14 protein-coding genes and 1 pseudogene are annotated in these 15,211 nt (G+C 61.6%); 7 read left to right on the forward strand and 8 right to left on the reverse strand.

Annotated features, from left to right (window positions below):
- The first annotated feature begins 604 nt into the window (after positions 1 to 604).
- From AC4D2F_RS00935 to AC4D2F_RS00945, 3 genes are read left to right on the forward strand one after another with little or no spacing between them, the layout of a single operon-like run.
- Positions 605 to 865, forward strand: a complete 261-nt coding sequence (locus tag AC4D2F_RS00935; protein WP_490909150.1) for a DUF6221 family protein — start codon at positions 605 to 607, stop codon at positions 863 to 865.
- Between the two features lie 5 nt (positions 866 to 870).
- Positions 871 to 1,341, forward strand: coding sequence for a hypothetical protein (locus AC4D2F_RS00940; RefSeq protein ID WP_490910550.1), 471 nt, complete (start codon positions 871 to 873; stop codon positions 1,339 to 1,341).
- On the forward strand, positions 1,250 to 1,669 hold the full coding sequence (locus tag AC4D2F_RS00945; protein WP_490909151.1) for a helicase associated domain-containing protein: 420 nt from the start codon (positions 1,250 to 1,252) through the stop codon (positions 1,667 to 1,669). Before AC4D2F_RS00940 ends, AC4D2F_RS00945 begins: the two co-directional genes overlap by 92 nt.
- 9 nt (positions 1,670 to 1,678) lie before the next feature.
- On the opposite strand, the gene AC4D2F_RS00950 is transcribed toward AC4D2F_RS00945, so the two are convergent.
- The 3 genes from AC4D2F_RS00950 to AC4D2F_RS00960 all read right to left on the reverse strand — a co-directional run bounded on the left by AC4D2F_RS00950 (position 1,679) and on the right by AC4D2F_RS00960 (position 3,760).
- On the reverse strand, positions 1,679 to 1,972 hold the full coding sequence (locus tag AC4D2F_RS00950) for a hypothetical protein (RefSeq protein WP_490909152.1): 294 nt from the start codon (positions 1,970 to 1,972) through the stop codon (positions 1,679 to 1,681).
- Between the two features lie 287 nt (positions 1,973 to 2,259).
- On the reverse strand, positions 2,260 to 2,622 hold the full coding sequence (locus AC4D2F_RS00955) for a hypothetical protein (protein WP_490909153.1): 363 nt from the start codon (positions 2,620 to 2,622) through the stop codon (positions 2,260 to 2,262).
- 34 nt (positions 2,623 to 2,656) lie between these two features.
- Complete coding sequence (locus tag AC4D2F_RS00960; RefSeq protein ID WP_490909154.1) at positions 2,657 to 3,760, reverse strand: AHH domain-containing protein; 1,104 nt, start codon at positions 3,758 to 3,760, stop codon at positions 2,657 to 2,659.
- Positions 3,761 to 4,892: 1,132 nt separating this feature from the next.
- Between AC4D2F_RS00960 and AC4D2F_RS00965 the strand changes: the two are divergent.
- Positions 4,893 to 5,065 (forward strand): annotated as a pseudogene (locus tag AC4D2F_RS00965) (CsbD family protein).
- 138 nt (positions 5,066 to 5,203) lie between these two features.
- Here AC4D2F_RS00965 and AC4D2F_RS00970 read toward each other — a convergent pair.
- Positions 5,204 to 5,608 carry an SHOCT domain-containing protein gene (locus tag AC4D2F_RS00970; RefSeq protein ID WP_490909155.1) on the reverse strand — a complete coding sequence of 135 codons (405 nt, stop codon included), beginning with the start codon at positions 5,606 to 5,608 and terminating at the stop codon, positions 5,204 to 5,206.
- A gap of 439 nt (positions 5,609 to 6,047) precedes the next feature.
- Between AC4D2F_RS00970 and AC4D2F_RS00975 the strand changes: the two genes are divergently transcribed.
- Positions 6,048 to 6,722 (forward strand): response regulator, encoded by a 675-nt coding sequence (locus AC4D2F_RS00975; protein ID WP_490909156.1) that lies wholly within the window; start codon positions 6,048 to 6,050, stop codon positions 6,720 to 6,722.
- 231 nt (positions 6,723 to 6,953) lie between these two features.
- On the opposite strand, the gene AC4D2F_RS00980 is transcribed toward AC4D2F_RS00975, so the two are convergent.
- A complete protein-coding gene (locus AC4D2F_RS00980; protein WP_490909157.1) occupies positions 6,954 to 7,136 on the reverse strand; it encodes a hypothetical protein in 183 nt (60 codons plus the stop codon).
- Between the two features lie 631 nt (positions 7,137 to 7,767).
- Here AC4D2F_RS00980 and gdhA point away from each other — a divergent pair.
- Positions 7,768 to 9,108: an NADP-specific glutamate dehydrogenase gene (gene gdhA / locus AC4D2F_RS00985; RefSeq protein WP_490909158.1), complete on the forward strand. Its 1,341-nt coding sequence runs from the start codon at positions 7,768 to 7,770 to the stop codon at positions 9,106 to 9,108.
- 303 nt (positions 9,109 to 9,411) lie between these two features.
- Here the strand turns inward: gdhA and AC4D2F_RS00990 are convergent, their stop codons facing one another.
- The 3 genes from AC4D2F_RS00990 to AC4D2F_RS01000 all read right to left on the reverse strand — a co-directional run bounded on the left by AC4D2F_RS00990 (position 9,412) and on the right by AC4D2F_RS01000 (position 12,703).
- Positions 9,412 to 10,242 (reverse strand): alpha/beta hydrolase, encoded by an 831-nt coding sequence (locus AC4D2F_RS00990; protein WP_490909159.1) that lies wholly within the window; start codon positions 10,240 to 10,242, stop codon positions 9,412 to 9,414.
- Positions 10,243 to 10,612: 370 nt separating this feature from the next.
- The gene (locus tag AC4D2F_RS00995; RefSeq protein ID WP_490909160.1) at positions 10,613 to 11,041 is read right to left on the reverse strand and encodes a hypothetical protein; all 429 of its coding nucleotides are present in this window, start codon (positions 11,039 to 11,041) and stop codon (positions 10,613 to 10,615) included.
- Between the two features lie 591 nt (positions 11,042 to 11,632).
- The gene (locus AC4D2F_RS01000) at positions 11,633 to 12,703 is read right to left on the reverse strand and encodes a class I SAM-dependent methyltransferase (RefSeq protein ID WP_490909161.1); all 1,071 of its coding nucleotides are present in this window, start codon (positions 12,701 to 12,703) and stop codon (positions 11,633 to 11,635) included.
- A 1,679-nt stretch (positions 12,704 to 14,382) separates the two neighbouring features.
- Between AC4D2F_RS01000 and AC4D2F_RS01005 the strand changes: the two genes are divergently transcribed.
- Positions 14,383 to 14,844 (forward strand): DUF4383 domain-containing protein, encoded by a 462-nt coding sequence (locus tag AC4D2F_RS01005; RefSeq protein WP_490909162.1) that lies wholly within the window; start codon positions 14,383 to 14,385, stop codon positions 14,842 to 14,844.
- Positions 14,845 to 15,211 lie beyond the last annotated feature (367 nt).

The following is a 15,211-nucleotide window of genomic DNA, read 5'->3' on the forward strand; positions in this document are numbered from 1 at the left end:
CGGTTATTTGGGCTGGACCAGGAGGCGGGTGCGCCGATGACCTGCCACAGGCCGCCCCGCCAGCGCAACGCCAACGGGAGCCCCGAGGGCAGGAACCGGACGGCCGCGGCCTCATCGAGCACCAGATCAGCACCCGGCCCACCCTTCGTTCCGCCATCGGCCCCACTATTGGCCCCACTACCCGTCCTGCCGCCGGCCCTGCCGCCCTGTGCGGGGGCGTGCTGGTGGGTGCTGTTCCTGCGGTGGGTGGTCGTGGTTGCCATAGGTGTGTTTCTCCTGATCCTGCCTGTCGTCCCTCGGACAGGTTCCTTAAAATAGAACACAAGTTCGATTATTTGGAAAGCTGCACCTGATGATTCGGCCCGGTTGCTGACACATGGGGGTGCGGGGGATCCCCGTGTGGGCGGGTGGAGCCCGTGAGGGGCTCACTGCCGTCCACGGGGGGGTGCGCCGCACCCCCCCCCGCTCCGCGGGTCCCCTGGTCGCCCTCGACACCATGAACCGCACGAACAGTACGGATCAGACAGGCCGGACGGATCACACAGGCCAGGCGGACTGGATAGGTCAGGTGGACGAATCGGGATCCGGTGGCGAGGTTGATGCGATGGATGAGCTGGCCGCGTTCATCCTTGCGCGTGTCACCGACGATCTGGAGGTCCTCGCTGCCGCCGGCGTGATGCCGGTCCAGGTGGGGGAGCGGCTGCTGGCCGAGTGTGAGGTCAAGCGCCGCGTGGTCGGACTCGTCCAGAGCATCGACTGGGCGTATGAGCCGGCCAGGGATCAGGACTACAGAGGCAAGATCCTCGAGCTGCTCGCCCTGCCCTGGGCCGCACACCCCGCCTACAACCCAGACTGGGCGACCTGAACCCCATGCAGATCCCCATCCAGGCCCCTGCTGACCCGATAAAGGCGCCGTCGGCGTACGCCGGAAACGACGTGACGATGGGTCCCGTGCGGATGGGTGAGCCGATCGTGTCCGAGGACGAGGGCCCGCTGGGGCCGTGTGAGAGCAGGCAGGAGTGGCTGCTCATGTACTCCCGCGGCGTACCCGTACCGGTGATCGCTGCCTGGTGCCGGGCCGCCGTGAAGCGCGTGGTCCGTGCCGTTGACCGGCAGATCGCCCGGGACCCGGCCTGGTTCGACGCGTGCTGGCTGATCCATGACCAGCCCGCGCGGCCGGCGAACAGGAAGGACCGCCGGAAGACCCGGGAGCAGGCGTGGTGGGAGCACTACGCTCGCCTCGCAGCGCATGTGCGCGAGCACGGGAGGATCCCGGCGCAGAACGAGAGTCGAGGTCCGTGTGCTGTATCGGTGGGTGGAGAACCAGCGCAGGAACCATGACGCCGGCACCCTCACCTCCGACCGGGTCGAAGCCCTGGACGCGCTGGGGGAGTGGGTGGGCACCCGGAGGGGCAACGCCAACGCGCTGTGGGAGCGGCGCTTCGAGGAAGTGCGGCAATTCAGGGATGAAATGGGTCGCTTGCCGTATTCGGACCGAGATCGGTACCCCGAGGAAAGAACACTCGCCATCTGGCTTGTCCGGCAACGCACGTGGCAACGCAAGAACCGCCTACGACCCGACCGGCACCAGCAACTGAACGAGGTTCTGCCCGGTTGGCACACGTCCACCAACACCTGGTCGCAACAAGCGGGGTCCGTAATGGGATAGATAAGGGGGCTAGCGGCGTCGGGATTGCCAGGACTGCCGGGCGAGGCCGCTGGGATCGAAGTCATGCTCGTAATTGATGATGCTGTCGATGGGCTCAGAGGCTTTATTGCGTATCCAAAACTGGGCCGATGTCTGTTGGGCGAGCCAGTGAGCTTTGACGTGCACGATCTCGTTAGTAAGGAATCCTTCTCTCAATTCCTCGCGCAACTCGCTGACAACCTCAGAGCGAATGGATTCGGCCCAGGTTCGTTGCTTATCACTGCCTCTCAGGATCGGCCATGTCGTTGGCCAGATTCCGTTCATACTCTCGGGCCCGGAGCGTTGCTGCTTTCGGAGCGCCTCACGGTTTGCCTGTCGATTCTCGGAGTAGCGTCGGCGGGTCGTTGCGTCCCTCGCCTCCTTTGCGGCGTGAAGCTTTGCCGCTGCTGCAGCTTCCGGCCGCTCTCGATCCTGCTCCAAGGATCGGCGACGACCAACAGTAGCTCGGATAATGCACAAGCAATGGCTCCGCAGTATCTATGAGGGGCAACAGCCTGAACGATATGTCATGGAAACGTAATGGCGCAGCTGGTTTTCCTGCCTTGTATCGTCTATGGAAGCCACTTCACGATGACGCCGGTATAATCCACGAAGACTTCGATCGGAGTCATCCGCCCCTGAATATCCCTCAACTGCGTCCACTCGCTATGAGGTAAGTCTGCCAGCTTGTACTTGTTGAATGGTCCGGACAGGGTCGTGTAGGGCGTGCCCAGGAAAAGTTCGCTGTTCGCCAAGTCGTAACTGATACCCCAGCCAAGATATACCGGATGGAAAGCCATCAGCCCCTCGAGACGGAAGGGCTGGTATGGGTCCGGAGGTGGAGAAGGGCCAACCACGGAGCGAACATTTGGGTTGACTGACCAGCCGCCCTTTGAATCGGCGTCGGACCCTTTTTTCTTGGGTTTGCCAAACATGCTGCCCTCCAAATGGGAGAAAGGACTATGGGGACTACGAGGTCTTTCGGGCCTTCGGCCCTCGATGGCGGCGGAACCACCAATCTTTCCGAAGCACTTCAGGGCTCTCCCTGACAGGATCAGTTACACGTTCCTTAAACAGCCGCTTAAATTCTTCGGGGTCACTTGTCTCCTCCATGATCGCTTCCATGGTTCCCAGAACGTAGGCATGGTAGTTGTCGGAGTGTCTGCCTCTGTGGGGCAGTTTCTCGGCCATGTTCCATGCTTCACCCAAATCTAAACCGTAAAACTCCGCCATTTTTAGGGCGATGTCACTACGTTCAGTCTTGGTCGCCTTGTTTGACGCGAGGTGGTGATCCTCAAGGGGCAATGTATTCGTGAAGGCATCCCACTCCTGCTTGGTGCTGTCCGCGTTCAGCTTCGAACTGATCGAATCACTGCCCCGCCTATCAACGCCAAATTGGTCTTCAAGTTCAATCGGAGCGCATGCCTTGTGGTAGGAGCCGTTACTCGGGGACAGGCAAACCGGGCACAGAGGTTCCTTCGACCGTTCGGACCGAGTATCCCGCAGTTCATCATCACGTCTGTGAAGTTCCTCAGGGTCGGTGCTGCGTTCGATGAAACTTTCGTTGAGAATTACCGGAGGGTACGTGTCCGTTTCAGATATTGCTGGATTCAGGGCTGTTACGGAGTTGTCATGCTTATGGGCCGGAGGGTCATGGTGTTCACCCGATTCCGTCAAGCGGCCGGGGCCTTCTGCGAGAGGCAACGACTTCTCATTCATGTCCCGCTGACGGTTGCCCGATTGCTCCTTGAAGCCAAGGCCAACTGAGCTTTCCGGGGGAGTCGGTCCATCCAGTTCTGCGTTCATTCGCTCCAGCGTGTCGCCAATTGCGAGGTCCTCCGTGATGTTGCGCTGAGGGTCGATGTCCAAGCCTGCATCGTTGTCGGTGGCATCCCTGTAGGCGGTGACTATGTCATCGACACGGACTGCCAATTGGTTGACTTGAAATAGTTCGTGAAGTAGCCCGGGATGACCTTGTGAGTCCCCGCCGTTCTTCATTTGGTCACAAGCCGGATGCGCTCCAGGTCCAGCCATCAAGGTGCCGCAGACTAGGCAGCAGTAGCTATCAGTCACCGGGCTTCACCCCCGCGGCTTCGGGTAACGGTAAGCTCCATCTATGCGCAGGAGAAAGGCGTCTTGCCGGTCCGCTGCATTGTGTCTTTTTGTTTCTGCCTCTTCAGCGGAGTTGTAGGCATTTCTTGAGGCGTCCCGTGCTTCGCGAGCCCTGCTGCTGTCACCTTTTGCGGCATAGACAGCTGAAATTCGTTCGTAGACTAGACCTGCCTGGCGATAGCGAGGGACTGCTACTGAGGGATTCCGCTCCGCCATTTTGGCCAAAGCCTCCAGCGAGGCTGCAAGCGTCCATGACCTTTGACTCTTGTCGGTTTCAAAGTCGGGATAAGCATGAAGGATCCTCGCGAAGTATCGCTGGGCTTCCACTGCCTCTCCTCGCCTCTTGGCGTCTGTAGCAGCGCGGTAAAGGCGTTCCGCGTTCTGGCGGTCATCATCGCGAGCACCAAAGGGCGATTGGCCGGGTGTGCTGGGTGAGGCTACAGCTGTTGCCTCACCCTTGGGCCCGGCTGAAGCTCGGCCAGGTGTGAAGGGTGCGTTCACCGATCTTTCTGAGCTGGTGGCTGCACCATTTTTGCGAGCAACGTTTTCGACCCCATTTTTCCTTGGTCTGGAGAAGAAGCCCATCTCATTGCCTCCCACAAGGCATCCGGCCAAGGCCTCTAGACCTTGGCAATCCGTCGGATAGCAATATCATCCCGCAAAGGCGTGTTCACTTCTAGTGGTCCGCCTTTGAGGTGGTTGGGCGGTTGGCCTTCCTGAGGATCTCGGTGCTGGTCTTGGTCCAGGTCATGAATCCTCCCAAACAATTCATGAGCACGGGTCGCCGGAGTCCGAAAGACGCGGCTGACCTCCGTACCCTCGCACCGAAACCTAGCGGCGTTCGGCTGCCCGTCACATCACCCGAAAAGCATGAGGCGTACATCCACGCCGGGCATCGGCGGGTGACTGCCGCGGTGATGGATCCTGTAACCCTGCAGCACCCGCGGACGCCCCTATCGGTCCGTTCCGAACATTGCCAGGAAGGCGCCATCGGTGCGGCACCCGGGGCCTGGCTACTACACCGGGCACTGAATAGCATGAAGGGGTGATCCCTCGACGGGCCGTCGGGCCAGCACCCCACAGGAGAAACACGATGAGCCTGAGTAACACGATCAAGAATGCGGCGAAGAAGCTCGCCGGCAAGGCCAAGCCACAGGCAAGGCGACGGGTGACGACCGCCTCGAGGCTGAGGGAAAGGCCGACCAGGTCAAGGCGGACCTGAGGCAGGCCGTTGAGAAGGTGAAGGACGCCTTCAGGAAGCGTTGACGGCTCGAGCGTGCGCGGCGTCCGCGCAGGAATTCCAGGCTGCGACCGATCAACGGTGAGCTGAGATGCGACGGCAACGATTCATGGGTACCTCTCCGGAGCAATTCACGAGAAAGAATGTGGATCACGTCGTGCAGATCAGACGGTCATCGGAGTAGGGTGCGCCGACAGTGCCTTCTGCTTGAGCGCGTCGAATTCGTCCTGGTTAATCGTTCCGGCGTCGAGGAGGTCCTTGGCTTTGACGATTTCGTGGGCCGGTGAGGGGTTGGCGCCGACGACGCCGCGAATGTACTTGTCTGTCTCTGTCTGCGCTTCGCGCACTGCTTGTCCCTGGCGTTCGTTCATCCCGGGTCCGCGGGCGATCAGATAGATCACTGCGGTGAGGAACGGTATGAAGACGAGGAGTAGTATCCAGGCGGTTTTCGTCGTCCAGTTGAGGGAGCGATCACGCGTCACGTCGCCGAGGACAGCGAACAACACCATGAGGTAGGAGATGAACACAGTGATCCAGAAGAAGTACGCAACGATGTCCCAGAAGTTCATGAGCTGACCCGTTCTGTAGGAGGATGCCGGCGGCGTCGCAGTGCCCCGACCGTAGCCTCACAGCGCTCCTGCTCACGTCATCCAGAGAGGGTGACGACTCCGCCGGGCAGTCGCACGTCCGTTGCCTGATAACGCGACAGCGCACCAGGAGTGACACGTCGAAATCCAGGCTGAAGGAACGAACGGCATGGGCTGCACCCGATGACCGCAAGGTCGTCGTCGATCGACCGGCCGATGACCCTTGGCCAGGGAATCGAGGAATGCAGTCTCGTCGGGCCCGCCGCCGTAGCACTGCCAACTCCAGCCCATTTAGAGAGTGCCATACGTCCCTTTCCCTTCAAGAAAACGTATGGCGCTGGTGGGCGCGACAGGTGAGGGCCATCCTGAGGGTAGGTCTCGCGAAAGATTCGTTATGAGTCAGTCGGAGGACGGGGGAAGTATGCCGGAGGCAGGCAATCAGGATCAGCAGGTGAGGGACATCACGGTGTTCCTTCTTGATGACCATGAACTGGTACGGCGGGGATTGCGGGAGCTGCTGGAAACCCAAGGGTGTGTGATTGTCGGGGAAACCGGGTCTGCCGTGGAAGCCACGCGTCGGATCCCGTCCCTGGCACCGGATGTCTCGATTCTGGATGTGAGGCTTCCGGACGGGACGGGGATCGAGGTGTGCCGGAATGTGCGCTCTATCGACCCTTCCCTGTCCTGCGTGATCCTGACCAGTTACGACGATCGCCAGGCGCTGCGCGGTGCGGTACTCGCCGGGGCCTCGGGGTACATCCTGAAGGAGATTCTCGGCTCCGATCTGGTCGGGAAAGTCCTGCGGGCCGCTGCGGGCGAGTCTCTGTTCGAGCCGGGCATGAAGGAGCTCGTTATCGCGGGGCTGCACGACATACCGGAGGAAGACGCACGCTTTGCCCGTCTCACGACCCAGGAGAGGAAGATCCTGATCCTGATCGGGCAGGGCATGTCGAACCGGCAGATCGCTAACGAGCTGTTCCTGGCCGAGAAGACGATCAAGAACCATGTGTCCTCGATCCTGGCGAAGCTGGGCTTCCAACGGAGGGTTCAGGCCGCCGTCTACGTCTCCAGGTTGGTCGATCTCTCGTCCTATTAGCTGTTGTGGGTCGTGACCGCTAGTGGCACGCACCAACTAGCCGCCCACGGGAATGCTCTGGGGTTGGCGTGCGATGCCGGTCATGACCCCATGGGTGCGGCGGGAGGCAAGATGCGCCGGACCGGCCTGACCGAAGAGGAAAGGTTGCAGGGCGGCCCGGGCCCCCTGCAATCTTCAATGAGACCATGCTGCCAGCTGCCTGACGCACTGAGTCTCACCCTGATGCCCTGTTTAGCCCCGGCGGCGGTTCCGTGTCCGGGCGTACCGGCGGGCGATGTCGTTCAGGGCGAATGTGGCGATGATGATCGAAACCGCGACGGCGGCCAGGCCGATGTAGAGTCCGGTGAGCATTGCCATCGGTGAGCTCGCGTCGGCCAGGATTCCGATCCCGCCGATCGCTCCGACCCAGAACATGGCTGTATCAGCAGTCTGTAGCAATGGCAAGGCTCCGCACGACGGCGGATGCGTCGAGGCCGGCACGATCATTATGATCAGCGCGTACCCCTACGCAGCAAGGCCGCTGCAAGCAGTTCGACCGTGACGTGTTGTATCTGCACGCTACTTTCCGATGGGAAAGCAGCCGGAGTTCAACGTGCCTAGGGGTGACACGGAACACCGGCTGCTTCTGTCATCGAGCTTATCTGTCGTCTGCGGCAGATATGAAACCAGGGCACGGTACTAAGCCGGTTCTTGGGCTGGCCCCTTTCGGCGCGTGAAGTAAGCGGCAGCGGCCATACCTCGCGGGCTTGCGGGAGAAGGGTGGTGCCACGACGGTAGAGGTAGGTCGACTCTCCCCGTCTACCTCCACCTTGCACGTCATACGCTGAGGTCCATGTCAGCGTTCCGCCGCTTGAGCAAGCGGGGGTTGTCGCATCTCGCCGTGGACCGGATCCAGATCATGGAGTCAAATCTTTGTAGATGCCTGGAGTGGACTGCGCGCTGTACGGTGCACTGAGGGCCTGCAGTCTCTGCTGCTGCGAATAGGCCGGGGACGTGTTTGTTCTTCGTCCTTCAGAGGGTTCCATTGTTGAGATCGGTGGGTGTCATGGATTCGGCGTTGTCTGCTGTGCGCGATCAGGTGTTTCGGCGTAACCCGGGTGAGACGGAGTTCCATCAGGCTGTGGTCGAGGTGTTCGACTCGCTGGGGCCGGTGTTGAAGAAGCATCCTGAGTTCGTCGATGCGGCGGTATTGGAGCGATTGTGCGAACCCGAGCGGCAAATCATCTTCCGGGTTCCCTGGGTCGATGACGTTGGGAACGTGCAGATCAACCGAGGGTTCCGGGTGGAGTTCAACTCTGCGCTGGGGCCCTTCAAGGGGGGCCTGCGGTTTCACCCCTCCGTGTACCTGGGGATCGTGAAGTTCCTCGGTTTCGAGCAGGTCTTCAAGAACGCACTCACCGGGATGCCGATCGGTGGGGGGAAGGGCGGCTCGGACTTCGACCCCAAGGGTAAGTCGGATGGGGAGGTCATGCGGTTCTGCCAGTCCTTCATGACGGAGTTGTACCGGCACATCGGCGAATACACAGACGTCCCGGCCGGTGATATCGGAGTCGGCGGACGGGAGATCGGTTACCTGTTCGGGCAGTACAAGCGGATTACGAACCGGTATGAATCCGGGGTACTGACCGGCAAGGGGATCAGCTGGGGAGGGTCACTGGTCCGCCCGGAAGCAACAGGGTACGGGGCGGTCCTGTTCGCCCGGGAGATGCTTCGAGCGCGAGGACTGGACCTCGAGGGACAGCGAGTCATCGTGTCCGGTGCGGGCAATGTCGCTGTTCATGCCATCGCGAAAGCAGAGCACTTCGGTGCGACCGTCGTGGCCTGCTCGGACTCCTCCGGCTATGTCGTGGACGAGACTGGCATCGACGTAAACCTGCTGCGAGAGGTGAAAGAGAACGAGCGCGGACGGATCTCCGATTACGCGCAGCGTCGAGGTTCCAAGGCTCACTTCGTAGCGGGTGGTTCGATCTGGGATGTGGGAGCAACCGTCGCACTGCCGTGTGCCACGCAGAATGAACTCGACGAAGCAGCAGCAGGCTCGCTCATCCGCTCCGAGGTGCTGGCGGTGGCAGAGGGGGCGAATATGCCGTGCACACCGCAGGCTGTGGAAGCTTTCCAGCAGGCCGGTGTCCTGTTCGGTCCCGGAAAGGCTGCCAACGCCGGCGGTGTTGCAACATCGGCACTGGAGATGCAGCAGAACGCCAGCCGCGATTCCTGGACCTTCGAGCATACCGAGCAACGCCTCACCGAAATCATGGTGGGCATCCATGACAGATGCGCGGCAACCGCGGAGGAGTATGGTCTGCCGGGAGACTATGTGGCAGGCGCGAATATCAGCGGCTTCGTGAAGGTCGCGGACGCCATGCTTGCACTCGGAGTTGTTTGATCACACTTCCCTGATGGCTATCAGCGGCCCTGAGCTTCGGGCGCACCTACACCCGATGAGTGAGAACCCGGATCGCCGACCACCCCACTACGAGGTTCTCACCGCGCGTTCCACGCACTAAAGGACCCACCCCGACACAGGAAGGTGCCGCCAGCGCGAAACGTCTTCCACGCTGTACTGCCTGTTGGATCTGCTTGGGAGCAGGGAAGGGGCTGGCACTAACCCGTCCCTTCCCTGTCAGGTTGGTAAGCCGATTCGTGTCGCACGCAAGGGCTCTTCTCTTTTCTGTGGCCGGGACCAGGCTCAGGCTGTCGTAGCGCGGTCGTGTTGGGCGTGCGCGAGTGCCCACTCCAGCGCGTAGTCGGCGACCTCTTCCCAGCCTGGTTCCGCGCAGATCCAGTGCGAGCGGCCGGGGAACTCGTGGTATTCGGTAAGGGAGGGTGATTTCGCCCAATGCTTCGCATTGGACTTGTTCACTGACGGGGGCATGATGTGGTCCTCGCTGCCGCCGATGAACAGCAGCGGAGCGCGCTCGAGGGAGTAATCCACCCAGGTCTCCTGCGGACCGGGCTTGAAGTTTGCGATCAGTCCGTACGCCCATACCCAGTTGCCGGGCGCGGCGATCGCATACTTCTCCCAGGCCGCGTCGGAGTCTTCCTTCGACAGCGTGTTCGCGAACGCGTAGTGGAACTCATCGCGGGTGAATGCAACCGCCCTGTGAAGGTTCGCCGGGTTCTTCAGCGCCGGAAAAAGCGAGCGGACCTGTGACAAGGGGGTCAGCCGCACCCCCTCCGTCGGGGCAGAATCCACCACAACCGCTGCCGCCCCGAGACCGCGGGCGGCGAGCAGTTGAGTCAGCGTCCCGCCGAAGGAGTGTCCCATGATGATCGGCGGCTTTGGCAGTGCCTCGATATGTGCTGCGAGGTGCTCGACCGTCTCGGGAACGGTCGCGTTGGCGATGACGTTGGGGTTCTCGCGGAGCGCTTCGACCTCGATCTCAAATCCTGGGTAGGCGGGGGTCAGCACGGTAAAGCCCTTGGCTTCGTAGCGGGCCTTCCACCCCTCCCAGCTGCGGGGAGTCATCCATAGCCCGTGGACGAGAACGATGGTGTCAGGTACTTCAAGGTTGTTCATGACGTTGCCTTTCAGGTGAGTAATGCCGGATCGGGTTTCAGGCTTCGATGAACGCCAAGATATCGGCGTAGAGTCGTTCGCGTTCGGTGTCGGGGAGGCCGGGGGCTCCGCTTTCGTAGACGATGAGCTGGGCGTTCGAAACGGACCTGGCTGACTGCTTGCCGCTGATCTCGAAGGGGACGATCTGGTCGTCGTCGCCATGGATGACCAGTGTGGACCACCTTGGAGCGCGTCAACTGGAATGCTGAGCTGCTGCACGTGAATCTGGCCGAGGGAATTCGGGAGCCGATGAACGACTCCCAGTTACCGCACCAGCAGCAGTTCCGACGAGGAATGTGAGCCGTCCAGGGTCGGGCGCTGCGCGCTTGTGTCATCCGCCAGCCGATGCCATGCTGTCGGCGTTCTTTCGAGCCAACACCGCGTCGAGGACCCTGTACTCGGCTTCCTCCACGGCCCAGTAGGCGTATGCGATCGCGAATTTCGCGTCTTCCTCGGCGTCCTCTGCTGTTCGCTGCGCGGCCTTGACGTCGTGCTCTGCCTTCTTGGATTCGATGTCGCGGCGGATCGACGCGATGTCCTCGTCCCAGCTCGTCTGCACGTCGCTCCACCACGCGGCGACCTTTCCCTTGTTCGCTTCGGCGGTCTCGCGCAGCCGGTCCGTGCCCTTCTGCAGCGAGTTCCGTGCGCTCCGGACGTCCTGCTGCAACTTCGCGTGCGCATCCTGTTCGGCGGCGGCAAAGCGGTCTTCAGCCTCTTTGGCTCTGGCCGCGAGCCTGCTCAGATCATCGGAGAGGGGCATGAGAATGTCCTTTCACACTGTGGTGACTCTGAACGTGTGGCGATGGGGATTGTTGTCTCCGAGACGGCGGCGCCACCCGTAGGAGCGAATCTCACCGTCCCTCCTAGACTCACCCTTGGGCTCGCGCCCGTTTAGGGCCGAAAGTCCTTCGGGCCGGGTGCGCGCACGGCTTCCGCCAACGGAAAGCAGGTCAGCAGCACACACGGGTGAACGGTGAACCGCGCACAATCCATCCAACCCGCCTGTGCCCACCGACTGCTGTTCCGAGCCGGCATGTACGTGTCGGTGGTGAGCGGGAAGGAATGCCGTTCTCGGCCCTCATGGTCTCGGGCGTTCTATGGACGGTGGCATAGCGTGCGCGCTGACTTTGAGCGTGTGAGCTGGACCCGCGTCGGGGCGCTACTGCCCGTTTAACCTGCACGATGAGGATGCGCGGAAGGGTATGACTTGCGTGCGTTCATGCGATCCTTACACCGGTCATACGCAGTTCAAGCAAAGGATCCTTTGCTGAGATCCTGCAGAAGGATTCGGTTCCAGACGGAGGCGAAGCGTTCTCCAGTCGCCATCAACGCTTTTGCTGCTGGTTCCGGTCTAGCGAGCGGAGGGTGCCAACTCGTAGAAGCGGAAGAAGCCGAAGTCCTGTATGGGGAGAATTTTGAACTCGTCGAAGCCGGCGTCCGAGGCGTAGCGGCGCAAGATTTCAGAACGCATGACCGTGCCGGTTCCGGCGCTGTTCGGGTGCGACATCCCATCAGGCAGGCAGATCAGCAGGCTGAATCCGTACATAAGTCGCTCGACCTCGGTACCGGGAGGGTCGAAAGTCTCGGCGACGGCTTCATCCATGACTACCGCTGTTCCACCCGGTCTCAGCGATTTCCGTACACCAGAGAGCACGTCCTGGGGATAGGGCATGTCGTGTATGCATTCGAAGGCAAATACCGCGTCGAATTGATCAGTCGGCAACCCGGAGGCGTCCAAGTGCTGAAATCCGACGGCGCTACCGGCCCCGGCCGCGTTGGTGCGCGCAAGGTCCACTGATGCCGCGTCGATATCGAATCCGGTGACGCGCGCGGACGGGAAGACCTCCGCGAGGGCTATGGTCGACCAGCCGCCGCCGCAGCCGATGTCCGCAATCTCGATACCGGGCTCCTGCAACCGGGCAACCAGGTCGGGAACCTGACTCAAGGCGTTCCCGAGTTCCTGTTCGAACCACGGGCGGTTCATGTCGGCCTGTGATTCCCTGACCTCATTGCCGAAGTCCTCCCAGCTGACTCCCGTCCCGGCCCTGTATGCGTCCTGTAGCGCTGGTAGCTGCACTGCAGCGCCTGCAAGCATCCGGGCCAGGGGTGCAAGGTAGTTCAGGCTATTCGCGTTCGTGAGGACCACGGCGGCACCCGGTGGCAGGCGGAATCGGGTAGTTTCGCCGTCGTTGTCCGCAGCGAGAAGACCGGTGGTTGCCTGCTGTTGGAGCCATTCACGGGCATAGCGCTCTGATGTTCCGGTGCGTGCCGCGAGCTCGGATGGCGTCGCCGGCCCTGCGGCTGCGAGGCTCCTGTACCAGCCGAGGCGGTCCCCGAGGTGTATGGAGAGCACGTCCATCATGCCGAGTGACGCGGCAAAAACGCGCTCGGCGACCGTTTCAGCGTCAGGCTCCTCGTCCATCTTTCCTCCCACAAACGTTTCAACACTGGACGCGTGCAGCCAAGGATGAACCTGCTGTCCGCGGTTGGCAAGAGGCTTTTGATGTCCCGACGCAGTCCGAACATCAGGGCTACTTCTAATGTGAGACACGCAGCGGTTCGTGGCACCGTGATCTGCGGATCTGCGGATCTGCGGATCTGCGCCGGCAGACGTACCAGTGTGCTCTTCACCCAGTGCCGTTCGGTCTGCCCGGTGTCCCGTTCGTGGTCCCAGCCTTTTGGCCAGTCCGGTGCACTGGCACGTAGACGGCAGGGAAAGGTGAGCATGCCTTAGTGGAGTATGTCCAGGTTCCGCTTGCGGCCGCGGTAGTGGAGGTGCAGGGGCGTGGGAGGGGTGAGCCCGTCTTGCTGATTCAGGCAGCCGTCACCGCTAACGAATTCCTGCCCATCGCGGTCCATCGTGAACTCGCTGACGATTATCAGGTCATTGTTTATCACCGCCGTGGCTACGGGTAGCAGTCCCGTCGACGGACGTGGGTCGCTGGAGCGGGATGCGCGGGACTGCGAGCATTTACTGGACGCGTTTGGCTTCGAAAAGGCACACATATTCGGGGGGCCTGCAGCGGGGACTAGAAGGGCGACGGTGTGAGGGGGAGGATGCCGACTCCGATGAACAGAAGCCCGACGATGGAGAGAGCGAGCATGCTTCCCCTCTTTCCTCGTCGCAACGACTCACCGTCCTCCTTCGGATGTGAGACGAACCAGCGCAGGCCAATAACGCAAAGTACTAGGCCAGGCACCTTTGGCCGCGAACCGAGAAGGGTCGAAAGCGATCCTCACTCGGGCAGCACCCGAATCACGAGGAGTGTCGAGTGGCCTCCGGAGAACGCAGAGCCGTATCGACCCGGGGTTCTTGGGCTTAGCTACCGGACGCGCTGCGCTGCTGGCGAATGACCAGCACAGCCATCGCGACGCCGAATATCAACTTCATGCGCCCGCATGCAGGTCGCTCACCGTTCTCAAAATGCAAAATTTTCGGGAGTCTTAGGGACGACCGTCCATAGAACACGTCCGTGCATAAGTGGCGAGAACGGCGCGTCGTGTTTCACGGGCTGTGTCCGAGAGCTATGTGTTGTCACGCAGCTCTGCGGTACCGTTCTGGGCATGGCAACTGTTGGTTATGCGCGGGTCTCGACGCGTGAACGCTCCTCGGGGACCAACACCGGACGGGGCAGTTTCCACTCACGGTGATAATCCGCATACGGGGCGTTATGCACTGGTGAGCTACTGACTTGAGCGCACGACGGCGGGGAGAAGTCCTTCGGTGCGCAGATTCAACACCGCGTAGGACTCCAGCAGTTCCCGACAGGGGATTCTTTGAACGGACAAGCGGCCAGGTCCGATGGCGCTGCGCGATGGGTCGGCAAACTCCAGCATCGGCGGGGGAGTTCGCGACCGCGTGAAGGACTCGATCGCCTCATATCTTTCTGAGTGGGTCTCGGCGCTGGCCGGGTCTGACTGAATCGTGATCAGCGACACGGGGCTTGTCGGGGACCGCAAAGCCACCGGGTTACTAGGCTTTGGTTTGACCGCACGTGGTGCCTCACAAGGCTCCGCCTTCTCTGCCGGTCGATTCCTATTCCTGCCGCTGGGCATCAGCGCTGCGGAACAATCACTCGTACGTCAACTGGGAGAACAACCATGACCACCGCACATACGCCCCGCACGGGCGAACGCACCAATGTCCAGAAAGCAGCCCTCGCCGTCGGCGCGGTCTTCCTGCTCGTCGGGATCCTCGGTTTCATCCCCGGCATCACGTCGGACTACGACACCATGATGTTCGCCGGACACGAGTCGGAGGCCAAACTCCTCGGCCTGTTCCAGGTGTCAATCCTCCACAACATCGTCCACCTGCTCTTCGGCGCAGCCGGGATCGCCATGGCCCGCACCATCAGCGGCGCCCGTTCCTACCTGCTGTTCGGCGGCGTCATCTACCTCGTTCTGTGGGTCTACGGCCTGGTCATCGACCACGACTCGGCTGCCAATTTCGTCCCCCTCAACAACGCCGACAACTGGCTGCACCTGCTCCTGGGCATCGGCATGATCGCCCTGGCACTGCTGCTCACCCGCGACCGCAAGAACACCGCAACGAAGCACGCGTGACCGCCGCGGGTTGACCCGCACCAACTCTAGGAGCGGGGCGCGGACAAGATCCGGGCCCCGCTGCTTTTTAACCTCCTGTCAACATCCGCGGCATTGGATCCTCTGGTGCGACAGCACTGGGGCTCATTGCTCAAATCTCACACCGTCCCGCTCAGAGATGGCTCCTCGTGTTGATACTCGTCAGAGTGTCGACGTGAGCACCCCTCGATCGGCCCGCACGGCAGCCCCATTCGTCGCAGACGGAAGTCGCCCGCACGGAAGGGTCCCTGATCCATGCGGCCCGGCATGCCGGCTCGTCTTGGAAGCGGTTGCACGGTGTCTGGGGGTCAGCAAGTAGGCCGTCCACCGTACGGAAAGCAATAAGCAC

This window comes from Arthrobacter sp. TJ-263, from assembly GCF_058269155.1.